The sequence below is a fragment of the Aliivibrio logei genome (assembly GCF_001691055.1).
Lineage (GTDB): Bacteria > Pseudomonadota > Gammaproteobacteria > Enterobacterales > Vibrionaceae > Aliivibrio > Aliivibrio salmonicida.
Map to the genome: position 1 here is coordinate 170073 of NZ_MAJU01000024.1, position 25055 is coordinate 195127.

General features: G+C 41.4%; 22 protein-coding genes. 6 read left to right on the forward strand and 16 right to left on the reverse strand.

The features are described from left to right. Nucleotides 1-44: 44 nt before the first annotated feature. From fre to trxA, 6 genes are all read right to left on the reverse strand, one after another. Complete coding sequence (gene fre, locus A6E04_RS16400; RefSeq protein WP_012549039.1) at nt 45-755, reverse strand: NAD(P)H-flavin reductase; 711 nt, start codon at nt 753-755, stop codon at nt 45-47. 98 nt (nt 756-853) lie between these two features. Beyond that, the gene (locus A6E04_RS16405) at nt 854-1117 is read right to left on the reverse strand and encodes a 2Fe-2S iron-sulfur cluster-binding protein (protein WP_065611911.1); all 264 of its coding nucleotides are present in this window, start codon (nt 1115-1117) and stop codon (nt 854-856) included. Continuing rightward, on the reverse strand, nt 1114-2955 hold the full coding sequence (ubiD, locus tag A6E04_RS16410) for a 4-hydroxy-3-polyprenylbenzoate decarboxylase (RefSeq protein ID WP_065611912.1): 1842 nt from the start codon (nt 2953-2955) through the stop codon (nt 1114-1116). Before ubiD ends, A6E04_RS16405 begins: the two co-directional genes overlap by 4 nt. A gap of 96 nt (nt 2956-3051) precedes the next feature. Beyond that, nucleotides 3052-4047: a hypothetical protein gene (locus A6E04_RS16415; protein WP_017020392.1), complete on the reverse strand. Its 996-nt coding sequence runs from the start codon at nt 4045-4047 to the stop codon at nt 3052-3054. A gap of 143 nt (nt 4048-4190) precedes the next feature. Then, on the reverse strand, nt 4191-5450 hold the full coding sequence (gene rho / locus A6E04_RS16420) for a transcription termination factor Rho (protein WP_065611913.1): 1260 nt from the start codon (nt 5448-5450) through the stop codon (nt 4191-4193). Nucleotides 5451-5688: 238 nt separating this feature from the next. After that, entirely contained in the window at nt 5689-6015 is a 327-nt protein-coding gene (gene trxA, locus A6E04_RS16425; protein ID WP_012549034.1) for a thioredoxin TrxA, read from the reverse strand. A 112-nt stretch (nt 6016-6127) separates the two neighbouring features. On the opposite strand from trxA, the gene rhlB reads away from it, so the two are divergent. After that, on the forward strand, nt 6128-7432 hold the full coding sequence (rhlB, locus tag A6E04_RS16430) for an ATP-dependent RNA helicase RhlB (RefSeq protein WP_017020393.1): 1305 nt from the start codon (nt 6128-6130) through the stop codon (nt 7430-7432). Nucleotides 7433-7464: 32 nt separating this feature from the next. Next, complete coding sequence (gppA, locus tag A6E04_RS16435) at nt 7465-8958, forward strand: guanosine-5'-triphosphate,3'-diphosphate diphosphatase (RefSeq protein ID WP_065611914.1); 1494 nt, start codon at nt 7465-7467, stop codon at nt 8956-8958. A 278-nt stretch (nt 8959-9236) separates the two neighbouring features. Here gppA and hemB read toward each other — a convergent pair whose 3' ends face one another. Continuing rightward, nucleotides 9237-10253, reverse strand: coding sequence for a porphobilinogen synthase (hemB, locus tag A6E04_RS16440; RefSeq protein WP_065611915.1), 1017 nt, complete (start codon nt 10251-10253; stop codon nt 9237-9239). A 168-nt stretch (nt 10254-10421) separates the two neighbouring features. On the opposite strand from hemB, the gene A6E04_RS16445 reads away from it, so the two are divergent. After that, nucleotides 10422-11183, forward strand: a complete 762-nt coding sequence (locus A6E04_RS16445; RefSeq protein ID WP_026025261.1) for a TatD family hydrolase — start codon at nt 10422-10424, stop codon at nt 11181-11183. A gap of 2143 nt (nt 11184-13326) precedes the next feature. Here the strand turns inward: A6E04_RS16445 and tatC are convergent. From tatC to rmuC, 7 genes are read right to left on the reverse strand one after another with little or no spacing between them, the layout of a single operon-like run. Continuing rightward, entirely contained in the window at nt 13327-14082 is a 756-nt protein-coding gene (gene tatC / locus A6E04_RS16450; protein WP_017022938.1) for a Sec-independent protein translocase subunit TatC, read from the reverse strand. A 2-nt stretch (nt 14083-14084) separates the two neighbouring features. Continuing rightward, nucleotides 14085-14462, reverse strand: coding sequence for a Sec-independent protein translocase protein TatB (gene tatB, locus A6E04_RS16455; protein ID WP_065611916.1), 378 nt, complete (start codon nt 14460-14462; stop codon nt 14085-14087). Nucleotides 14463-14465: 3 nt separating this feature from the next. Continuing rightward, nucleotides 14466-14714 (reverse strand): Sec-independent protein translocase subunit TatA, encoded by a 249-nt coding sequence (gene tatA / locus A6E04_RS16460; RefSeq protein ID WP_012551400.1) that lies wholly within the window; start codon nt 14712-14714, stop codon nt 14466-14468. Nucleotides 14715-14765: 51 nt separating this feature from the next. After that, on the reverse strand, nt 14766-16400 hold the full coding sequence (ubiB, locus tag A6E04_RS16465; protein WP_023604426.1) for a ubiquinone biosynthesis regulatory protein kinase UbiB: 1635 nt from the start codon (nt 16398-16400) through the stop codon (nt 14766-14768). After that, nucleotides 16397-17020: a ubiquinone biosynthesis accessory factor UbiJ gene (locus A6E04_RS16470; protein WP_065611917.1), complete on the reverse strand. Its 624-nt coding sequence runs from the start codon at nt 17018-17020 to the stop codon at nt 16397-16399. The genes ubiB and A6E04_RS16470 overlap by 4 nt, the downstream gene beginning before the upstream one ends. 12 nt (nt 17021-17032) lie before the next feature. Continuing rightward, complete coding sequence (gene ubiE / locus A6E04_RS16475) at nt 17033-17797, reverse strand: bifunctional demethylmenaquinone methyltransferase/2-methoxy-6-polyprenyl-1,4-benzoquinol methylase UbiE (protein ID WP_017022934.1); 765 nt, start codon at nt 17795-17797, stop codon at nt 17033-17035. 59 nt (nt 17798-17856) lie between these two features. Beyond that, nucleotides 17857-19377 (reverse strand): DNA recombination protein RmuC, encoded by a 1521-nt coding sequence (rmuC, locus tag A6E04_RS16480; protein ID WP_065611918.1) that lies wholly within the window; start codon nt 19375-19377, stop codon nt 17857-17859. A gap of 127 nt (nt 19378-19504) precedes the next feature. Between rmuC and A6E04_RS16485 the strand changes: the two genes are divergently transcribed. Then, nucleotides 19505-20416, forward strand: coding sequence for a DMT family transporter (locus tag A6E04_RS16485; RefSeq protein WP_065611919.1), 912 nt, complete (start codon nt 19505-19507; stop codon nt 20414-20416). 70 nt (nt 20417-20486) lie between these two features. On the opposite strand, the gene tsrA is transcribed toward A6E04_RS16485, so the two are convergent. Both tsrA and A6E04_RS16495 read right to left on the reverse strand, forming a co-directional pair. Continuing rightward, entirely contained in the window at nt 20487-20771 is a 285-nt protein-coding gene (gene tsrA, locus A6E04_RS16490; RefSeq protein ID WP_012551394.1) for an H-NS-like global regulator TsrA, read from the reverse strand. Between the two features lie 120 nt (nt 20772-20891). Then, nucleotides 20892-22097: a multidrug effflux MFS transporter gene (locus A6E04_RS16495; RefSeq protein ID WP_065611920.1), complete on the reverse strand. Its 1206-nt coding sequence runs from the start codon at nt 22095-22097 to the stop codon at nt 20892-20894. Between the two features lie 104 nt (nt 22098-22201). Between A6E04_RS16495 and A6E04_RS16500 the strand changes: the two genes are divergently transcribed. After that, on the forward strand, nt 22202-23167 hold the full coding sequence (locus A6E04_RS16500; protein WP_017022931.1) for a LysR family transcriptional regulator: 966 nt from the start codon (nt 22202-22204) through the stop codon (nt 23165-23167). Nucleotides 23168-23247: 80 nt separating this feature from the next. Further along, on the forward strand, nt 23248-25041 hold the full coding sequence (locus tag A6E04_RS16505; RefSeq protein WP_065611921.1) for an aminopeptidase P family protein: 1794 nt from the start codon (nt 23248-23250) through the stop codon (nt 25039-25041). Nucleotides 25042-25055: the final 14 nt, after the last annotated feature.

A 25055-nucleotide genomic window follows, 5' to 3' on the forward strand; every position in this document is an offset into this window, starting at 1 on the left:
AATTGAGTGGCATTTTATTTTCATTTATTACTCAGGAAAAGCGCTTAGATAAATGCAAATGCATCGCCAAATAAGTGTTCTTTCTTCGCTTGTTTTTCTGTCGTAAATTGCTCACGAGCCGCACCCGCCATTTCAAAACGACCTGCAATGTAAATATCCAATTCCGCTAATGAATTAAAATCTTCCTTCACCGCTTCCAATACATTGCCTGTTTTGCCAGTCCAGCCTTCACCTTGCTCAATAACGGGAACAAATGTGATATGACTGTGTGCTGCCGCAATCGCTTCTAATTCGGCTTTTGCGTACAACTGACGCTCATCACGACCACCCCAATAAAGGTAAATTGGTTTTTCGATATTCTGACTAATGCAATGATCAAGAATAGAACGCACGTAACTGAAACCCGTACCACCCGCAATCAACAACATTGAACGAGTGTTGTCTTCACGGATCCACGCCTCGCCATGCGGTGCATCAATTTGAATGTCTCCGCCATTTTCTAGCGCCGCTTTCATCGACTGTACGACTTCATTAGCATAAGCATTTTGCTCTGCAGCACCGATATGAAGTTCAATTTCTCCTTCATGGCGACACGGGCTACTTGCGATTGAAAATGGGCGTTTGTCTTTTTCTCCCATCACAACCATCAAATATTGACCCGCTTTAAACGCGATTGGTTGTTCAGGATGAAGTAAAATTCGAAAAGTATTACAAGCCAATGGCTCGATAGACTTTACTTTGCAATTGATTGGCATGACTTTCCTTTTCAGCTGATACCTATTTTAAAATGGTATTTATAACGCTGTAATTATTATGAGTATTGAGCATTAGATTCTAATTATACGGGGTGAATTTATTCTAACAACAGCACTAAATCACTTTTTGCTGTTGCCTGACACGCAAATACCCACCCTTCTTGTTGTTCTTTATCAGTCAAAAGAGGATCTAAATCGTATTCGATTTCCCCTTCTAACTTTTTACATAAGCACATAGCACATGCGCCTACTTGGCATCGATTTGGGTAGTTTATTCCGGCCTCTAATGCCGCATCTAAGATAGTTTGCCCTTCTTTGATGCCAAATTCTTTTTTCTGTGGTAATAAGGTTATTTTTTTCAAAAGATACCCAATTCACCCCAAATAGCGTCAATTTTAGCGACTATTTTAGGATCTTTTTTGATTGGTGTTCCCCATTCACGGAGGCATTCGTCTTCCCATTTATTGGTCGCGTCTAAACCAACTTTTGAGTGACTGTCTTCATTTTTCAAGAACAGTGTGTCCCTTGCTGGGTCCATTCGTGTCGTCACAGCCCAAATAATGTCATTCCAATTACTCACATCGACATCACCGTCACACACGATAACAAACTTGTTCTCATCAAACTGAGACCAAACCCCTTCCATGATTCTCTTACCGTTATGCGCAGCCTGTTTATTGATAGATACAATCACCATACTGGCATTGTCATTCTGTAAATAAATATCAATGATTTCAGGGAAGGCCTTTGTTAACTCGGCTAAATTACCTTCAATATGTGCACTCTCTATTGATGACGATTCAATATTTGGTGACAGTGCTAATTCTGCGTCCCATTTTTTAGTGATATCTAAGCCCATTTTTGAACCTAAACCAACGACTGGTGAAGCAAAATCTAGAGAATCGATAGGGGTATTCTCTATCATCAAACTGTCTCGAAACGGATCCATATGCTGAGACATTGCAGCAGTCACTTCTGACCAATCTCGAGCATTCACTTCTTCGTCGCATACCAAAACAAATTTAGTGTACATGAATTGACGCAAGAAAGACCACACCCCCATCATCACGCGTTTAGCATGTCCTGGGTATTGTTTCTTCATTGTTACTACCGCCATGCGATATGAACACCCTTCAGGGGGTAAATAGAAGTCAATAATCTCAGGAAACTGCTTTTGTAATATCGGCACAAAGACTTCGTTTAACGCCACACCCAATACGGCAGGTTCATCTGGCGGACGACCAGTATAGGTGCTGTGATAAATAGGGTCTTTACGCATAGTGATGTGGGTAACAGTGAATACATGATGCTTTTCAATTTCATTATAATAACCAGTATGGTCACCATAAGGGCCTTCATCGGCAAATTCGCTGGGATCAATATAACCTTCCAGCACGATTTCAGCGCTGGCTGGTACTTCTAAATCATTACTAATCGATTTCGTCACTTCCGTTTTACTGCCACGCAGCAGACCGGCAAATGCGTATTCAGACAACGTATCTGGAACCGGAGTTACTGCACCAAGAATTGTCGCAGGATCAGCACCAAACGCAACAGAAACAGGGAAAGGTTCGCCCGGATTCATTTCCATCCAATCACGTAAATCTAATGCACCACCACGATGAGCAAGCCAACGCATAATAACTTTATTTTTACTGAGCTTTTGTTGGCGATAAATGCCTAGGTTTTGACGCTTCTTATGTGGGCCACGAGTAACGGTTAACCCCCATGTAAGCAAGGGAGCAACATCGCCAGCCCAACAACTCATTACCGGAATTTTATCAAGATCAACGTCATCGCCTTTCCAAACAATTTGCTGACATGCAGCTTTACGAATGTTCTTCGTTGGCATATTCAATACTTGTTTGAATACTGGCAGCTTATCCATCGCATCTTTAAACCCTTTTGGTGGCTCGGGCTCTTTTAAATACGCTAATAGCTTACCAACTTCACGTAGCTCAAGAACGTCTTTACGTCCCATACCAATTGCCACACGCTCCGCAGTACCAAACAAATTGGTCAATACAGGAATATCATAACCAATCGGATTTTCAAACAGCAATGCAGGGCCACCCGCTCGTAAAGTACGATCACTGATCTCTGTCATTTCATAATGAGGGTCAATCGGGTGTGAAATGCGTTTTAACTGCCCGATCGCTTCCAAATGATCGAGAAAACCGCGTAAATCCTTATATTGCATCGCTATCTACTGTCATGAAGTTTGAATAGATTATACCCAAACAAGTGCATATCCCCAACCTACTTCAATCGTATTATTGAGTAATGCTTAACAAACTCAACGTTGTGATAACGCAAATCTTACGTGTTGCTTACGAACTTTATTGCGACTATTCGATAAACTTTCTAGCCAAGAACCATGCCCATAATTGGCTAAATGAAGTGCGACAGCGCCACCATCTTGGATATGACTGAGCTTAGCCAATAAGAACTGCTCAACATCTGAAGGCAAAGGATGCAGCTGCGCTAGAGAAGCAAACGCGCTTTGTTTTAGTGAAGGATTACTCGTTGCCGCAATCAGTTGATCGGTTGCAAACTTGTCCGGCGCTAAACGAGATAAACGAGTTAGTTCTGAAATACTGTGTTGATCTGTTCTCATTTTCCATAAAATTTTATATACGGCAGGATCTTGCGATAACTGAGCTAAACGAACGACAATTTCCGTGGTAGGTAACCAGACAGAAATCGGTCCATCGGTAATTTGCCCAGATAAATAGGCAAGCGCTTCAGGGGTTAAGCTGTCTAACTCAGCTAAAACGATGGATTGACGTACGCGCACCTCATGGGGTTCACCCACGAGCCACTCAGACAGTACTAAGCTGTGCTCTTCTGCAGCAAGAATAAAATCTAAGACTTGTTGATCTTTCGACATTTGGTTTAGCACACGAGAAGCAATACTAGAATAATCAAACGCCAATTTAGTCACGACATACCCATCACCTTGCTCTTTAATCATATAGGTTGGGTGTTTCGTTAATTGCGCTCTTAACCAAATCGTTCCTTTTGGATCCAAAATGAGTTTCTGTTGCTCTATCTGTTGGAGCAACATAAAGCGTACGGCTTCTTGCTGAGGCATAGACAAACGATTGAGAGAGAAATTGAGTGTAATAATGTCACCATCAATAAGGTATTGATGTAACTCATCCACTTTCTTTTTTAGTTGTGCATCAACCAATAAGCTCTTCGCAAATGTAGGCTGAATTTCAGAGGCGGATACTACACCGACCATCAAACTAGTAGAAAGGAGGATTGATGCTAACAGTCCTTGTCGCATAGAGGGAGCTCCTTAAAAAATAACTAAACTGAATTATCCTTATCAAGTTTAGTACAAACCATAATGCGATCAAATTAACATTTAATCAACAAAAAAGCGCTACCTAGTAGGCAGCGCTTTTTATTTAATGACTAAACTATCAATTACTGACGACGCATCGCGTCAAAGAACTCATCGTTCGTTTTTGTCATTGATAGTTTATCAATTAGGAATTCCATCGCATCACTTTCACCCATTGGATGAACAATCTTACGTAGGATCCACATTTTCTGTAATTCATCAGTCTTAGTTAGCAACTCTTCACGACGAGTACCAGAACGATTAAAGTCAATCGCTGGGAATATACGTTTTTCCGCAATTTTACGGTTTAAATGCAATTCCATGTTACCAGTACCTTTAAACTCTTCGTAGATAACTTCATCCATTTTAGAGCCGGTATCAACAAGTGCCGTTGCAATGATAGTTAAACTGCCACCTTCTTCAACGTTACGTGCTGCACCAAAAAAGCGTTTAGGGCGGTGTAATGCGTTTGCATCAATACCACCAGTAAGAACTTTACCTGATGATGGAATAACGGTGTTGTATGCACGAGCAAGACGAGTAATTGAATCCAATAGGATAACCACGTCTTTTTTATGCTCTACAAGACGTTTCGCTTTCTCGATAACCATTTCAGCAACCTGTACGTGACGAGACGCTGGCTCATCAAACGTAGACGCAATTACTTCACCTTTAACAAGGCGTTGCATCTCAGTTACTTCTTCTGGACGTTCATCGATAAGTAGAACCATCAACTCACATTCTGGGTAGTTGTGAGCAATACTTTGAGCGATGTTTTGAAGTAGCATTGTTTTACCCGCTTTTGGCGGAGCAACAATCAGACCACGTTGACCACGGCCAATTGGAGAAGCTAAATCAAGAATACGCGCCGTAATATCTTCTGTTGAACCATTACCACGTTCCATACGTAAACGATCGTTTGCGTGTAAAGGGGTAAGATTTTCAAAAAGGATTTTGTTACGAGCATTGTCTGGGCGATCATAATTAACAGCGTTTACTTTAAGAAGAGCGAAATAACGTTCGCCATCTTTTGGTGGACGAATCTTTCCACCAATCGTATCACCAGTACGCAAGTTAAAGCGACGAATTTGGCTTGGAGAGACATAGATGTCATCCGGGCCAGCCAAGTAAGAACAATCTGCTGAACGAAGGAAACCAAAGCCATCTTGAAGAATCTCAAGTACACCATCTCCAAAGATGTCTTCACCGCTTTTCGCATGTTGCTTAAGGATGGAGAAGATGATGTCTTGTTTTCTTAGACGAGCTAGGTTTTCTAGGCCTAATGATTCGCCAAGAGCAACAAGGTCAGACACTGGTCTGTTTTTAAGTTCAGTAAGATTCATAGTGGTAGGTAGTTGTTTAGTCAAAATCAGATTCTATCTTTAGTTGATTTAAGAATGGATGACCTTCGAGCTCGGTCAAGAAATGAAATCGTATGAAATACGCCCGATAAATTATCACTTATTCGCATTTTAGTCTAGGGCTTGGCCCTGATTTCTAAGCTTAGCTTAGCTCAGAAAAACAAAACCGCACATAATTTTTCATTACATGCGGTTCTATCTGACTTAATTGCACCCTATATTATAGGTTTGCATCAAGAAACTCTTTAAGTTGAGTTTTAGAAAGTGCACCCACTTTCGTTGCAGCTACGCCACCATCTTTAAATAAAAGCAGCGTTGGAATGCCACGGATACCGAATTTTGGCGGTGTTCCTGCATTCTGATCGATATTTAATTTACCAATCGTTAATTTGCCTTCGTACTCATCTGCAATCTCATCCAGAATAGGAGCAATCATTTTACAAGGACCACACCATTCTGCCCAGAAATCTACTAGTACTGGGCCTGAAGCATTGATAACACTTTCTTCAAAACCGTCATCTGTAAGCTGCAAAATTTTGTCGCTCATCGTCAACTCCAACGTTAAATTTAAAGGCTGATTTCATGGTAACCAGCAAATTGATGCTCTATTTGAATGGAATCCGTTTCGTATTGCAAGCTTTAACTGATATTCTATAGCAATGAAAAAGACGCACATCACAGAGCAAAAATTTGCCGACCTAGGTTTAGAGCCTCAGGTCCTTGATGGTTTGAATGCAAAAGGGTTCATTAATTGTACCCCAATTCAAGCTAAGGCATTGCCGGTACTGCTCGCCGGCCAAGACATTGCAGGCCAAGCCCAAACGGGCACTGGTAAGACGCTCGCGTTCCTTGCTGCTACTTTTAATCACCTATTAACTACGCCTGCACCTGAAGGCCGTAAAATCACGCAACCACGAGCTATTATTATGGCTCCAACGCGTGAGTTAGCGATTCAAATCTATAACGATGCTGAATCTCTAATCGCAAGTACCGGCTTAAAAGCGGCACTTGCTTACGGTGGCGAACGCTATGAGAAGCAACAAAAAGTTATCGAAGCTGGTGTTGATATCCTAATCGGAACAACTGGCCGCATTATCGATTTCTACAAACAAGGTCAAATTGACTTTAAAGCAATCCAAGTGGTTGTTTTAGATGAAGCCGATCGCATGTTTGATTTGGGTTTCATTAAAGATATTCGTTTTGTATTCCGTCGTATGCCAGCGCCTGCTGATCGTCTGAATATGCTGTTTTCAGCAACATTATCTTACCGCGTACAAGAACTTGCGTTTGAACACATGCAAGAACCTGAGCACGTAGTTGTTGAACCGGATCAAAAAACGGGTCACCTGATTACTGAAGAATTATTCTATCCTTCAAATGATCACAAAATGGCACTTCTTCAAACATTGATCGAAGAAGAATGGCCTGATCGTGCAATTATTTTCGCCAATACTAAACACAAATGTGAATTAGTTTGGGGTCATCTAGCGGCCGATAAACACCGCGTAGGTCTTCTTACTGGTGATGTTCCACAGAAAAAACGTGAACGCATCCTAGAAGAATTTACGAAAGGTGAAGTCGATATCCTTGTTGCTACCGACGTAGCGGCTCGTGGTCTACACATTCCACAAGTAACACACGTATTTAACTTTGATTTACCAAATGAAGCCGAAGATTATGTTCACCGTATTGGTCGTACTGGTCGTGCTGGTGAAAGCGGTAATTCAATTAGTTTCGCTTGTGAAGAATACGCAATCAATCTTCCTGCAATTGAAGAATACATTGAGCATTCAATTCCACAGTCTGATTACGATACATCAGCACTATTGGAAGATTTACCAGCACCAATTAGACTTCAACGCCGTCCACCACAAAATCGTCGTAACGGCAGTAACAATGGTCAACGTCAAAGCGGGAATCGCAAACATTCACGCCCACGTCCACCTCGTAGCCCTCAAGCTTAATCAGAGGTCGATGAAAGAATAATAAGGATGTTATGAAAAGTTCAACAATATCACCTATGTATGCCGTCATTGATTTAGGCTCCAATAGCTTCCATATGCTTGTTGTGCGTCATATAAATGGTAGTGTGCAAACCATGGCCAAAATTAAACGTAAAGTTCGTTTGGCTACGGGATTAGATAAAAACAACACACTCAGCCATGAAGCTATGCAACGTGGGTGGGATTGCTTGAACTTATTTGCAGAACGTTTGCAAGACATCCCTGTAGAAAATATTCGCATTGTCGGTACCGCAACACTTCGTGTAGCGACCAATGTGGATATCTTCTTAAAAAAAGCCAATCAGATCTTAGGTCATGACATTAATGTGATCGAAGGTGAAGAAGAAGCTTGTACAATTTACCAAGGAGTTGCACACACTTCTGGTGGAAGCGGACGTCGATTGGTCGTTGATATCGGTGGCGCAAGTACAGAGCTAATTATTGGTGAAGGTTTTGAAGCACAAGCACTCACAAGCCTAAAAATGGGTTGTGTAACTTGGCTTGAAGGCTATTTCAAAGACCGTGCATTAACCAAAGTGAATTTTGAGGCGGCAATCTCCGCAGCAAAGGAAACTTTAGCGCCGATTTTGCAGCAATACACTGACTTAGGTTGGCAAACCTGTGTTGGCGCAAGTGGTACGGTACAAGCATTGCAAGAAATCATGTTGGCGCAAGGCATGGATGAGGTTATTACCTTAGCCAAGCTTAAGCGCCTTCAAAAACAAGCGATGCAATACGAACATTTAGAAGAATTAGATATTGATGGATTGACCCTTGAGCGCGCTTTAGTGTTCCCTAGTGGTTTATCCATTCTTATTGCTATTTTTGAATTATTATCAATTGATTCAATGACATTGGCCGGTGGCGCTCTTCGTGAAGGGTTATGCTACGGAATGATCCCAGCACTTCAGCATGATGAAGTATGTCAACGTACGATTTCTAGTATTCAACAGCGCTATCAACTTGATGCTGATTACGCACAGCAAGTCACTGACCTCGCTGAACAGTTAAGTGCACAATGTGGCCATGATTGGCTCATTGATCCACAAGCCTTATCTCTATTAAAAACAGCAACACAATTACACGAAATTGGTATGTGTATTGATTATAAAAAAGCAGGAGAACACGCCTCTTATCTTATCAATGCATTAGATCTACCTGGTTATACCCGTGCTCAAAAACATTTATTAGGTGAATTACTGCGTCGTTATCGTGAGCAGTTCTCTGCAATGCCTAGCCAGTATGCGGTGTCTGATTTATCAGCTCAACGTATGTTACGTATCCTCCGTTTAGCACTTATTTTAACCCATCGTCGTGATGTTTCTTTAGCTCCAATGGTAACTCTATTTGAAAAAGATGATGTTTTATCGTTGTCGATTGATGGCAAATGGTTAGCTGAAAATCCGCTGACAAGAGCAGAGTTAGAAATTGAGGCAGATAAGCAGACGAATATTGGATGGGATTTGGTTATAGAGCCAAGAAACTAGAACGCTTCGCTTCTATAAGAGCAAAATCAAGAGCTAGATTGGTACTAGATTCAGGATTCAGGATTCAGGATTCAGGATTCAGGATTCAGGATTCAGGAAAAATAAAAGCATGATGATTAACTAAAATCATCATGCTTTTTTGTTTTTTAGAATTAAAGAACTTACAAGATTCTCGCTCTTATCGTTTCTAGTTAGCGCAGCGTATAGTCTCTAGTTAACACCAAAGCTCACCACACCCACCCCTGAAACCTTTAAGCGAAGCGATCTGAACCCTGATCTTATTTCTTCTCTTCCGCCAACCACTCTGCTACGTCTTTTGCAAAGTAAGTTAGGATGCCATCAGCGCCGGCACGTTTGAAGCACAATAACGACTCCATCACCGTATCACGCTCACTCAACCAACCATTCATAATAGCGGCTTTGTGCATCGCATATTCACCTGATACTTGATAAGCAAAGGTAGGTACTTGAAGCTCTGTCTTAACACGACGAACGATGTCCAGATATGGCATACCCGGTTTCACCATGACCATGTCAGCGCCTTCATTGATGTCCATTGCTACTTCATGAATTGCTTCATCGCTGTTGGCTGGATCCATTTGGTAGTTCTTCTTGTTGCCACCTTTAAGATTCGACGAAGAACCAACGGCATCACGGAACGGCCCGTAATAACAAGAGGCATATTTTGCAGAGTACGCCATGATTTGTGTATGAACATGGCCCGCTTTTTCTAGCGCTTTACGGATTTCACCAATACGACCATCCATCATATCTGATGGTGCAACAACATCCGCACCCGCTTCAGCGTGAGAAAGTGCTTGCTTGATCAAGACTTCCGTTGTGATGTCATTCATTACGTAACCATCTTCATCGATGATCCCGTCTTGCCCATGAGTGGTGAATGGGTCTAATGCCACATCAGTGATCACGCCTAGCTCAGGAATGTGCTCTTTCAATGCTTTAACGGCACGTTGAACAAGACCTTCAGAGTTATGAGCTTCTGCTGCACATAAGCTTTTTACGTCCTGAGACACAACCGGGAACAATGCAATGGCAGGGATCCCTAACTCATATAAACGCTGGGCTTCTTCAAGCAGTAAATCAATCGATAAACGATCAACGCCAGGCATAGAATCTACGCTTTCACGACGATCTTTACCCATCAGCACAAACATTGGATAGATTAAATCATTAACGGTTAGTTGGTTCTCAGCCATTAAACGACGGCTAAATTCATGCTTACGCATACGACGCATACGACGGTTTGGAAACGCACCTTGAATGGATACAGACACACTGAGCTCCTTTTGTATTTATGATGCATTCAATATATACCCATCGTCTTTTGAATCCAACTATCGCCCATAAATGTTCATCATATTTCTCTTTCCTTTTCTTAGAGATCTGATTTTTGCTATGAACTTGGTATGATAGAAAGAGAATTTTATTTTAAGGCTTTTATCATGATAGATACGCACGCTCATATTTATGCAAAAGAATTCGATGACGATCGTGATGCGGTTGTTCAGCGAGCTTTAGAACAAGGTATTAATCAAATATTACTGCCAAATATCGATCTAGAATCCATTGAACCTATGCTTCAAACAGAAGCCGCTTACCCTGACATTTGCCGCTCAATGATGGGCTTACACCCTTGCTATGTGAACGCCGATGTTAAGCAAACTCTCGCAACTATTCACGCATGGTTTGAGAAGCACAACTTCATTGCAGTAGGTGAAATAGGTATTGACCTATACTGGGACAAAACCTTTAAAGCTGAACAAGAGATGGCATTTATCACCCAATTAAACTGGGCAAAAGAAATGACGTTGCCTGTTGTTATTCATACTCGTGATTCTATTGAAGAAACATTAAGCCTTCTAAAAAAAGAACAGGATGGCTCGTTATCAGGCACATTCCACTGTTTTGGCGGCTCGGTTGACGAAGCAAAAGCAATCAATGATCTAGGCTTTCATTTAGGATTAGGCGGTGTTTCTACCTTTAAAAATGGCGGAATGGATAAAATCATTCCTCACTTGAATATGGATTACTTAATTCTAGAGACCGATTGCCCATATTTAGCACCAGTACCTCATCGTGGTAAACGTAATGAGCCAGCGTACACACAATTAGTCGCGCAACGTGTGGCGGATTTGCGTGAGATGAGCTTGGCGGATGTGGATGCGATTACGACGGCGAATGCGAAAAGACTTTTTGGGATTTAAGAGAAAAAAATAGAGTTCAGAATTAAACCCTGCATTCACAACCCCTCCTAGCCTCCCCTTATATCGACATTGGTGATCACATAAGATATTTACTCAAGGGGAGGAACGGTATTGTGATCGCTGAATATCCGCAACAATGAAAGTTCTCCCCCTTTGTCTATGAATTACTGGGATCGATAATATCAATATAAGGGGGAGTTAGAGGGGGTTGCTGATACCATATTTCATCAAGATTCTAAATCAGCTTTTGCTCTTATAGAAGCGAAGCGTTCTAGCCTCTAGTTAGCGCAGCGTATAGGTTTTTACTTTGTCCCAAACAAGAAAAACCCCGCTAGACTCTCGTCTAACGGGGTTATAACTTTACTCGCAGCAATCCAGCTACTAATGGTGCTCCATGCATCAAATCCTTGATAGTATGCTGATTCCTTCAGCTTATTCCTTTCTCGCCATCCTAGCGGTGTCCTTGATCTTATCCTGATCCGTTAACAATCCGTAGTTAACTCTCTTCGCTTGTTCCTTGAGCGGTATCCTTTACATCATCCTGATGTGTAATCCGTTTTGCCTCAATCCTAGAGGTGTCCATCGTCTTTCCTTAGTAGCAACCATCCTAGTTACTATTGCGTCCATTCAATGTCCATTTTGCTATCCGTGCCGATTACTAATCCTAAGTAACCGAGTGCCTCATCCTGAAGCGTACCAAATCCTTGGCTAGTTCCTGTTCCGTGTCAGCATCCTTCCGACACCAATAAGATTACGCTTTTCATTATTTTCAGCAATAGACTAAATTCAAACTTTTGCAAAAAGAATTATCCTACTTTCAATAGTAAAATTAAAAAAACATATACATCAATAACTTAACTAGTAATTAGTTCAATTTAGACATGAATAAAGCGAAAATGCGCACTTGTTTGTGAGAGATCTCGCACACGGGTAATGGGGTTTTGGGAATAAGGATTCAGATCGCTACGCTTAAAGGTTTCAAGAGTGAGCGTGGCAAGTGATAAATACAACTAGAAACGATACGCTTAGCTGACTAGAAACTATAAGATCAAGGCAAAATACGGAGCAATTAACACCTGCATTCGCAACCCCTCCTAACCTCCCCTTATATCAACATTGGAGATTACATAAGATACTTACTCAAGGGGAGGAACAGTATTGTGATCGCTGAAATATCCGCACAAAGAAGGTTCTCCCCCTTTATCTATGAATTACTGGGATCGATAATATCAATATAAGTGGGAGTTAGAGGGGGTTGCTGGCACCATAATCTATTAAATTCAGAATCAGCTCTTGCTCTTATAGAAGCGAAGCGTTCTAGCCTCTAGTTAGCGCAGCGTATAGGTTTTTACTTTACCCCAAACAAGAAAAACCCCGCTAGACTCTCGTCTAACGGGGTTATAACTTTACTCGCAGCAATCCAGCTACTAATGGTGCTCCATGCATCAAATCCTTGATAGTATGCTGATTCCTTCAGCTTATTCCTTTCTCGCCATCCTAGCGGTGTCCTTGATCTTATCCTGATCCGTTAACAGTCCGTAGTTAACTCTCTTCGCTTGTTCCTTGAGCGGTGTCCGTTACATCATCCTGATGTGCAGTCCATTTTCCTCAATCCTAGAGGTGTCCATCGTCTTTCCTTAGTAGCAACCATCCTAGTTACTATTGCGTCCATTCAATGTCCATTTTGCTATCCATGCCGATTACTTATCCTAAGTAACCGAGTGCCTCATCCTGAAGCGTACCAAATCCTTGGCTAGTTCCTGTTCCGTGTCAGCATCCTTCCGACACCAATAAGATTACGCTTTTCGCTTTTTTCAGCAATAGACTATTTCACTATTTTTGCAAAAAAAAACATGAGACATTCACCAATAAAAACAAATAGATTTAAATTCAACAACTTAACTAAAATTCACGCTAATAAGTGCAAAAATAAAGCGTTAAATCTCACTCGCTTGTGAGAGATCTCGCACAAGCCCTTTCCATTTTGTCTCTTAGTCTTCGTATAGCAGGAAAAATGAAGCGTGACGATGATCACTTTACATACTTTTTCATCAACACAAGACCCGATTTAAAATCCAAAAATCAGGCATAAAAAAAGCGCTGATATAATATCAACGCTTTTTATTTTCGCTTCAATCAAGCACTACGCTTCATCTTGCTCCAAATCATCATCTGTTTTCTCTCTCACATAGAAACGAGAGAAGAACAAACCAAACTCAAACAAAATACACATAGGCACTGCAAGTAAGGTTTGAGAGATAATGTCTGGCGGTGTTAGCATCATACCAACAACAAAAGCACCCACGACAATATATGGACGTTTTTGTTTTAACGTTTCAGGCGTTGTCGCTCCCGTCCAACACAATAAAATGATGGCAACAGGAATTTCAAACGCAATACCAAACGCTAAAAACAATGCTAATACAAAATCAAGGTAACTGGAGATATCCGTCGCTACTTGTACGCCTTCCGGTGCAATGTTCGTAAAGAAGCTAAACACCAATGGAAACACAATAAAGTAGGCGAAAGAAACACCTGCATAAAACAGCATTGAGCTTGAAAACAGTAAAGGCATGACAAGTTTCTTTTCATGCTTATACAATCCAGGAGCCACAAATGCCCACACTTGATAAAGAATCACCGGAACAGCGACAAATATCGATGCCACCAAAGTCAGCTTTATAGGCGTGAAAAATGGTGACGCGACATCAGTTGCAATCATGGTTGCACCCGCTGGTAATCTTTCAACCAAAGGGGCAGATAAGAACTCATAAATGTCGTTAGCAAACCAAACTAAACCTAAAAACACCACGATAACGGCAATTAATGCCTTTAAAAGACGGTTTCTTAACTCTAGTAAATGAGTGAGCAACGGCTGAGAGTGTTCAACTGATGACATAATTACTCTGCTTTTATTTTAGAGGTAGAGTCAGATGCAACGGAAGTTTCAGTGTCTGCACTCGGTGCTTTTACTTTTTCTTCTGGTTTTGCATATGGACGAGTGACATCTGCTGCCGCTTGTTTTAACTCTTCAACTGATTTTTTAAGTTCAGGTGATAAGTCATCCATATTCATCTGTTCTGCTTTACGCAAGTTCTCTTGAAGTTCTTGAATCTTCAATTCTTGAGTCAGCTCATCTTTGACGTTATTCGCCATGCTTTTTGCTGCCCCAACAAACTGCGCTACTGATCGGATCGCTTTTGGTAAACGTTCCGGTCCTAGTACCACTAGCCCAACAACAGAGATCAGTATCAGTTCCCAAAAACCGATATCAAACACGAATTATGCCTGCTCTTTGTCGTTTTGCTTTTGTTTTTCTACTGTTTCTGCTTCTTTTTTCTCTAAGTTCTGAGGAACAAAATCCGCGTCTTTCTTCGCGTCTTTCGCTGATTCATCTTCACTTATCGCTTTTTTAAAGCCTTTAACAGCAGAACCCAAATCACTGCCTACACCGCGTAATTTTTTCGTACCAAATAACAGAACGATAATTACTGCAATTATAAGAAGTTGCCAAATACTAATACCACCCATGCTTGTTTCCTCAGCGTGTTAGGGTTAAAAAATTGCTCATCAGAATAACGTTTATCGACGATATGCTCGCCAGCTTAATAGCCAAAACGTAATTCCTATAGCAGCACTAATTGATGCTAACGCAGTAATGTTACTGGTTAATAACACCGCAGAACAAATCAGCAGAGTTGCTCCAACATTAAATAGGAATTGTCCTTTTGCCTGTTGACGCTTACTTTGACGATAACCTGCGTAAAGTTTATCCATTCGTTGATTAAGAACTTTGCCTTGGCGCAAACTGTCATAAACTAAATCAGGTAGTTCTGGCAGTTTCTCAGCCCAAAATGGCGCTTTCTCAGTCAAAGCAGTCAAAAAGGCTGCCGGTCCAATTTGTTTTGCCATCCACGTTTCTAGAAACGGTTTGGCGGTTGCCCACAAATCCAATTGAGGATATAGCTGTCTGCCTAATCCTTCCACATATAATAACGTCTTTTGCAATAAGACTAATTGCGGTTGCACTTCCATATTAAAGCGACGTGCTGTGTTAAATAAATTCAATAACACATGACCAAAAGATATCTCACCTAATGGTTTAGCAAAAATCGGTTCACAGACAATACGAATAGCAAATTCGAATTCTTCGACATTAGTATCTGCCGGAACCCAACCTGAATCAATATGTAACTGTGCGACTTTACGATAATCGCTATTAAAAAAGCCAAGTAAGTTCTCCGCTAAATAGCGCTTGTCTTCTTTATTGAGTGTTCCAACAATACCACAATCTAACCCAATCCACTGTGGATTCTCTGGATTATCCGGATTTACAAATACGTTACCTGGGTGCATATCTGCATGAAAAAAGCTGTCACGAAATACTTGAGTAAAGAAAACCGAGACACCACGTTCAGCCAGTAGCTTCATGTTGGTGCCATTTCTCTCTAGTTGTTCGATGTCAGAAACTTGAATGCCATAAATACGCTCAGACACCATCAAGTGTTCAGAACTGACATCCAAAATAACTTCAGGGACATACAGCTCTTCACTGCCTTCAAAGTTGCGACGCAATTGCATTGCATTGCTCGCCTCTCTTCTTAAGTCTAGTTCATCGATTAAGGTTTTCTCATATTCTTCGATGACCTCGACCGGCTTAAGACGGCGCGCTTCTGGTATGTGCTTCTCTACCAAGGTAGCCATGCGATACATCAGGCGAATATCCGCCTCAATCACTGGACGAATATCAGGACGAATAACCTTAAGGACAATCTCACGACCAGACTCTTTCAGTTTTGCGGTGTGTACTTGAGCAATCGAAGCGGATGCTAATGGGACAATATCAAAATCCGTAAACCAATTTTCTAATGGTCCACCCAATGATAACTCCATTTGATCTTTTGCTAACTGGCCATCAAAGGGGGCGACCTGGTCTTGCAGTAAAGCTAATTGATCAGCTAAATGAGGAGGAAAAAGATCACGACGCGTAGACATCATTTGACCGAATTTGATCCAAACCGGACCCAATTCTTGCAATGCTAACCGTAAACGCTCACCCAATGGTTTTTCTGGATAGCGATTCTTAATCCAAAATAACCCTTTGCGTAAACGTTTTGGTAATTGAGTTAATGCATGATCAGGCAATAGCTCATCCAATCCATACTCAAGTTGAACCTTGGTGATTTGATATAAGCGTTTTAGCTCTGATGGGGTCATGCGCGCTCCATTGATGCTGTCTGTAATAATTGCGTCAAGCGAGCGTCTAATTGTGCGAGGTGTTTTTCAACATCAGACACTTGATCGCAGAAGTACGCAACCTCTAAAGGCGGCGGGGCAATCTTCCATTCTTCCGTTAGGACTTCTGCAGCATGACGAGTTTGACGCGTCACTTGCTTTTTAATCCAGCATGCACTGCCTTTAACGCCACTCACCAATGTATGTGCAACAATGTCTCCCGTATATTGAGACAATTTCTCTTCAACATCCGGTTTTAATTCTGTTAATAATGCAGAGAATTGCTGAGCGAGGTTAAGATCACCTTCAAGCACCAACTTATCTTGCTTTATTAATTGAGTAATATTGTTTTGCTCTCGCAATTGCGGCAACACCGACAAATTCAACGCAAGATAACAATCAACCTCACCTTCAAATTTAGACAAGATATCAACGTGCTGTTGGCTAAAGATAAAATAGAGATCTTTATTTAATTCATTCAGATGAACATGAATAATTTTCTCTTTTAATCGATGCAATGCAGCTTTGCTCTCTGGCGCTTCTTTTAGCAGGGCGTTTAACCCCGTTTCAATCACACCTGTTACAAACGGATCTAATGGCATCATTTTATCCTATTAAAATTTGTAACCACGATGCAGAGCAACAATACCACCAGTTAAGTTGTAGTAGTTTGCTTGCTCAAAGCCAGCCTCTTCCATCATGCCTTTCAGTGTTTCTTGATCTGGGTGCATACGAATAGATTCAGCAAGATAACGATAACTGTCAGCATCGTTCGCTATCAATTCCCCGATTTTAGGCAACAGGTGGAATGAATAAGCATCGTAGATTTTTGATAATGGTTCAAGGATAGGTTTTGAGAACTCAAGAACCAACAGACGACCGCCCGGCTTTAACACGCGAAACATCGAGCGTAATGCTTTGTCTTTGTCTGTCACGTTACGCAGACCAAAACTGATCGTAATACAATCAAAATGGTTATCAGGAAAAGGCAGTTCTTCAGCATTTGCTTGTACGTAGTTCACGTTACCAACAATGCCCATGTCTCTTAATTTGTCACGACCAACATTCAACATTGAGTTGTTAATATCAGCCAAAATAACTTGGCCTTTCTCACCAACAATACGAGAAAACTTAGCCGTTAAGTCGCCTGTACCACCAGCTAAATCAAGCACTTTATGTCCAGGACGTACGCCACTGCAATCAATAGTGAAGCGCTTCCAAATACGATGAACACCACCAGACATAAGGTCGTTCATGATATCGTATTTTGCCGCTACAGAGTGAAATACTTCAGCAACTTTCGCTACTTTTTCTTCTTTTGCTACTGTTGTAAAACCGAAGTGTGTGGTCTCTTCGGTAGAGTGCGTTTTGTCCGTCATTTTAAGTCCTCTAGAGATAATATGTTGCCCCCTTCTTATCCTGTGGGATCAACAGCGCTCTAGTCTACTTTATCCGACCCACTATCACCAAGCGTTTGCATGGCATCTGCTTCAAAAGATTGCTCAATAAGACGACGATTTATGTCTCGTTTTACTTCTACACCAAGCTCTTTAAAGCTTTCCGCTTGGCGAATAATGTTTCCTCTTCCTGTTGCCAATTTATTCATTGCGCCTTGGTAGCTTTGATTTGCCTTATCTAATGCACCGCCGACCGCTTCCATGTCATCCACAAACAATCGCATTTTGTCGTACAGCTTGGTGGCACGTTCAGCAATAATTTTCGCGTTTTGATTCTGTCTTTCATTGCGCCATAAGTTACTGATGGTTCTGAGTGCAACCAATAATGTTGTTGGGCTTACAATGATAATGTTCTGCTCCATTGCATCCGAGATTAACGAAGGATCGGCTTCAATCGCCACCTGAAAAGCAGGCTCAACTGGAATAAACATCAAGACATAATCCAAGCTGCGTAAGCCATTTAATTTGTGGTAATCCTTTTTGCTTAAACCACGTAAATGAGCACGAATGGCCATAAGGTGTTCATCAAGCGCTTGCTCTTTTTGATTAAAGTCATCACTGTTAAAAAATCGCTCGTAGGCAACTAAGGTCATTTTGGAATCGACCACGACATCTTTCTCGTCAGGTAAGTGAACAATCACATCAGGATAAAAGCGCTTACCCTCATCGTCATCCATACTGACTTGGGTATCGTACTCATGACCTTCACGTAACCCCGATTCTTTTAACACTCGACCAAGAACAACTTCACCCCAATTACCTTGTTGTTTGTTGTCACCTTTTAAGGCGTTAGTCAGGTTTACCGCTTCTTGTGTCATGCGTTCATTAAGCTGTTGTAAGCTGCGAATCTCATGCACTAAGGTGTGACGCTCTTTGGCTTCAAAACCAAAGCTGTCGTTAACCTGTCTTTTGAATCCTTCAAGCTGTTCTTTTAATGGCGACAACAAGCCCTCTAAACTCACTTTATTTTGTTCATCAACGGTTTTCGTTTTTTGCTCAAACAATTGGTTGGCTAAATTCTCGAACTGTTCCTTTAAACGCAGCTCTGCACGCTCTAGTATCTCGAGTTTTTCTTGGCTTGCTTTGCGTTCTTCTTCGTGTCGCGCTTCTTGTTCACGCAATTCAGCTTCAATATTGGAATTCGTTTGACGAGAAAACTCAAGTTGCTGTGTGAGAAATTCTTTTTCTTTTTGAATGGCATCAAAGTAACGCAGTTTTTCCATCGCAGCCATTAGACGACCATGAAATTGCTTTTGCTCTTGAACCAGTTTATCTCTTTCAATGTCTAGCTCATCAAGCTCTGCCTGTTGCTTATCTACCTGTTGATTAAGTTGACTCAACTGAGTACTCGCGAGTTTTTTTTCTGACTCTAATGATTGCTCTAATAATGCCAATGCTTGTTCGTTACGGCTTTTCGTTAATGTATAGGCGACTGCGTAAGCAACCACTGCTCCTGAAAAACCAAACAACAAATGCCCACCAAACTGATTCAAAAAATCCATAATTTACTCAACACAAAAACGAATCTTTATAGGATATTTTGATACTGGATAAATGTCCAGTTAACACTATTTCGTCACCGCAGGTAAACTCCAGATCTAAATGGATTTCTAATAGAGAAGAATAACAATGAATGAACGCCGTGCATTAGGATTTGGGATCGCTGCCGTCCTCTTATGGTCGACTGTCGCGACCGCATTTAAAATTACCCTAGAACACTTTACTCCCATCCAAATGCTGACGATTGCCTGTGCTGTTTCAATTTTAGCGTTAGTGGGGGTTGCCGCTTATCAAAAAACCTTATCACAACTAACAAGCACCTTTTTTGCCAACCCTTTGTATTACATTTTATTAGGTGCCATTAACCCATTGGCGTATTACTTGGTTTTATTTAAGTCTTACGACCTATTACCAGCCTCTCAAGCACAACCAATCAACTACAGCTGGGCAATCACATTAACATTAATGGCCGCTGTATTTCTTGGTCAAAAAATCCGAAAACAAGATTGGATTGCCTGTGTGCTTGGGTATGTTGGTGTCATTATTATTGCAACCAAAGGGGACGTTCTAGGTTTAGAATTTGACAGTCCATTAGGCGTTGGCCTCGCGTTATTTTCAACATTATTATGGGCAAGCTATTGGATTTTAAATGCGAAAAATAAAGCAGATCCTATTTTAGGATTATTACTGGGGTTCTTAGTTGCCTTACCCGTTGCGGTCGGTTTAAGCATTTATGAAGGTGCCCCTTGGGAGCAAATCCCAATGAGTGGCTGGTTGGCGGTGTCTTATGTGGGTCTATTTGAGATGGGCATTACGTTTGTATTGTGGTTATCTGCATTACGACTCACGCAGAATACCGCTCGTATTAGTAACCTAATCTTTGCTTCTCCTTTTATCTCTTTATTACTCTTGGCTAATATCATTGGTGAAGAGATCCACCCGTCCACATTAATCGGTTTGCTTATGATTATTTGTGGTCTGGTTGTTCAGCAATTCTATGGCAAGAAAAAAGAACCTATATCGGCCGCACAAGTTAAATAATAAAGTTATCAATAGAGGATTTGACGATAAAAAAAGCAGCGGAGTTCGCTGCTTTTTTTATTTATAACCTTTACTTGCTTGCTAAATACGCTTGGAAATCTGCTAAAGAGACCCCTTCTTTTGCCATTTCTTCTGCAAGTTTTTTTGTTGTCTCACCTTTGCGTTCTTCAATTACCACTTGGAATTGGTAAATCAGATCACGCAATGTAGGAACAGACACTTGACGCGCAGCACTTCTTACGCGCTCTTGGCTTTGGTTACCCAATTCAGAAAGAAGTTTACCAAACATTAATTTCTCTGGTGACTCTTCCATCTGCTCTAGGACACGAGCCATTTCAATAATAGACATCGACATTGCGTGTTTTGCCTTTTAATTAACGATTAAAACGAGATAAGGGGTGAATATACACTAAAACCATCTTATCTCGATCTATTAAAAAAGCAATATTGCTGTTTTTTTATTCATCAATTGAAATTATTCAGTAATTGGATCTGAATGCCATCGTTTACCAACGCGACTTAATAGAATCAGCAAGCCTGGGATGAGAAGCCACATCATTAGTGCTAAGAGTTGTGCTGAAGGGAGTGCTAATCTTTGCATTGTGCCAACAATGATTCCCGCACCACTCATTTGAAACAGCCCTAATAATGCTGCCGCAGTTCCTGCTCTATCACCGAATGGTGCTAGTGCCTTACCTGCCGCCGAACCCAGTACCCATGCGAAGCCTACTGACGAGAAGAAAATCGGGATCATAAACGCCCAAGCTTGCTGAATATGTTGGAACCCTAACATTAACCCACCAGCAACCACTAAAATACTGAGGCCGAAAAGTAATGCATTACGAGTTCCGAATTTGATCATGAATTTTGGTGCAGCAAAACATGCCATGATATTTAATACCGCATTTACCGCAAACCAATTGGTAAACTCTTGCATTGTAAGCCCAAGTTTATCCATCAGTAATACCGGTGCCGATGTTACATACGCTAAAATGACGCCCATCGCTAACATACATAATGTCGCATGGAACAAAAAGGCGGGATGCTTTAGCACTGACCAATAACGAGATGGACTGATCAATCGCCCTGTTTGTAAGGTATTTGATGGTTTTGTTTCTTTATAGTTCAACGCGATAATCACAAAACTAACTAATGCAAATCCGGCCATGAAACTGAAGTTTGAACGCCAACCAAAATGCATCGTTAAATAACTGCCTAAAATTGGTGCTAATGCAGGAATAAAACAAATCGCGCCATTCAAATAACTGATCATTCGACCACTCTTCTCTGCACCAAATGAGTCTCGTACTGATGCGAACGCCGCAACAGAAGTCGCACAGGCACCAAAACCTTGAAGTAAACGAGCCAATAACAGCATTTCCATTTCTTGAGCTGAATACGCTAATGCCGCACTCAAACCATAAATAACAATACCAGTAAGAGCGATAGGACGACGACCATAACGATCCGCTAGTGGACCAGCAAACAATTGGCCTAATCCCATACTGAACATGAACCACGTTATCGTGTCTTGTCCTAATGTTGATGCAACTTGGAATTCGCTTACCATCATCGGTAATGCAGGCAGATAAATATCAATCGCTAACGGACTGAATAAAACGAGCATCACCATAAGAGTGATCAATTGTTTATCTGATGGTCTTGAGCTTGGCGTGTGCATGTTTCGTGTTAACTCCTAATGTTTGAATCGGGAGTGTACTCAATTAGAGATATGAACAGAAATGGTTTATATTCAGATCTAACATTCTAATTTGGAATATCTCTATGTTCTTCGAAAAGTTAGCGAGAATCGACCTCAATTTACTTTTAACTCTTCACCTATTATTGGAAGAGAAAAGTGTTACTCGTGCCTCTCAACGATTGTGTTTAAGTCAATCGGCCGTCAGTAAAAACTTAGCTAAATTACGAGAACAATTTGATGATCCCCTTTTTACTCGTACCGCTTACGGGCTTCAGCCCACAGCAAAAGCAAGAAACCTTCATGGACAGCTTCATGTTTTATTAAGCCACTTAGAAAGTATTACTGAAGCGTCTGAATTTGACCCTCAATGCAGCCACTATCGCTTTCGGGTTGGTTTAGTGGAAAGTACCTATCCATTACTATTACCTCGTTTCATGTCCTACATATTAAATGAAGCGCCCAATGTTATGCTCGATACCCATGCATGGGATAAAAATACCTTAAAAAAATTGCAATCAGGTGAAATGGACATTGGTATTACCGGCAAAGATTTAGACCCGAAATACGCGAACATTACGATGCAAATGCCATCAGATGTTCGAGGACAAGAAATCTATCGAGATAATCAAATGTGTTTGGTGCGTCCTGGTCACCCTGTATTAGATCAAGAATGGAATTTAGATACGTATCTAGAACAACGTCATGTTCAAGTGCGGTGCGATGGCAAAGACCAATGGTTGCTTGATTATAAACTTGCTGATCGCGGCCTTGAACGCAGCATCAGTATTATCGTTCCTGACTTTAATAGCGCAGCAAGTCTATGCACTCACACAGACTTAGTGTTCACCGCCCCAAGTCACTTTATTAAACTCATCGCAAAACAACTTAATCTTGTTGTATTGCCCCTGCCCACAGAGTTACCCCAGATGGCCTACACACTGTTTTGGCATCAACAAAAAGACAATGATGCTGCCAATTGCTGGCTACGCAATACCATAATTAATCACTGCCAAGATTTATCAGCATCAACAATTGCAGACCTCGAATAAAAGCGCTAGGTTATAACCAAATAAAATCGATATTTTCTGCCTCTCCACATACGGACAGATCAATAATAAGGACACTTCAGATGCACCTACACACTTCTCAGCGTATTGAACAACTTCGCTCATGGCTTGCTCAACAACATTTAGATGCACTTATTATTCCTCATGAAGATGAATTTTTAGGTGAATACATCCCTGAGCATAACGAACGTCTGTTATGGGCAACAGGATTCACCGGTTCAGCTGGTGCCGCCGTCATAACAAAAGACAACGCCGCGATTTTTGTTGATGGCCGTTACACGGTTCAAGTTCGTAAACAAGTGCCAGCAGAGGTATTTGAGTACCGTCATTTACATGAAGAACCTTTATTAGAGTGGATTAAAAATTCTCTACCTACTGGCTCAAAAGTTGCCATCGACCCTCGTATGCATACCGCACAGTGGTTACGTAATGCTAAAGCAGTTATTGAAGGACACGCCTCTCTTGAGATGCTAAACAGTAATCCAATCGATCGCTTATGGTCAGATCGTCCAGCAGTTAAAGTGTCTGACGTTCGCTTAATGGGATTAGCGCTTGTTGGTCAATCAAGCGCAGATAAACGTAAAGAAATTGCAGGTGTCATCGCAAATAAAAAGGCAGACGCCGCTCTATTAACGCAACTTGATTCTATTTGTTGGTTACTGAATGTGCGTGGTTTGGATGTCTCTCGCCTTCCTGTTTTGTTATCTCACGCCATCATTCATGCCGACGAAAGTGTCGACTTTTTCCTAGACCCAACACGTCTTCCTACCAACTTCATTGAACATGTAGGTCAAGGGGTTCGAATTCACAAACCTGACGCACTGCAATCGACTCTGCAATCGCTTGTTGGTCAAAAAGTCTTGGTTGATTCAGCAACATCGAACGCATGGATGTCATTGATTTTATCTGACGCTAAAGCCGAAATTATAGAAGCGGCTGATCCATGCCTATTACCAAAAGCCGCCAAAAACGAAACAGAAAAATCAGGAATGAAAGCGTGTCACATTCGTGATGGTGCCGCGATGGTTAAGTTTTTAACGTGGTTTGATGCAGAAATCGATGCAGGAAAATTGCATGATGAAGCGGTACTTGCGGATAAACTTCAAGGTTTCCGTGAAGAAGATGACACTTTGGCTGATTTAAGTTTTGATACCATTTCAGCCGCCGCAGGTAATGCATCGATGTGTCACTACAATCACGAAAACCAACCTGAGCTAGGTAAGCTACAAATGAACAGCTTATACCTTGTTGATTCAGGCGGCCAATATCCAGATGGCACAACCGACATTACGCGTACACTTCCTGTTGGAACACCAAGTGATGACATCAAGCAGCAATTCACCCTTGTTCTAAAAGGCCACATTGGATTGGCATCAGCACGCTTTCCAAAAGGCACTTGTGGTCATCAGTTAGACATTCTTGCTCGTCAACATTTATGGGCACAAGGCTACGACTATGATCATGGAACGGGTCACGGCGTTGGACACTTCTTAAGTGTTCATGAAGGCCCACAGCGCATCGCTAAAGTCGTCAATAATACCGCTCTACTTCCGGGTATGGTTCTGTCTAATGAGCCAGGATATTACCGTGCAGATGAGTTTGGTATTCGTATTGAAAACTTAGAATTAGTTGTCGAAATAGAAACCAAAGGCGATTTCTCTGTTCTTGGTTTTGAATCATTAACACGTTGCCCAATCGACAAACGTCTCATTAATGTTGATATGCTAAATCGCCCAGAACTGGCTTGGTTAAATTCCTACCATCAGAAAGTGTGGAATGACGTCAGTCCATTAGTGAATGGCGAAGTAAAAGAATGGCTAAAACAAGCAACAGAAGCGCTTAGCTATGAAGATTAATACATCGCTTTAAA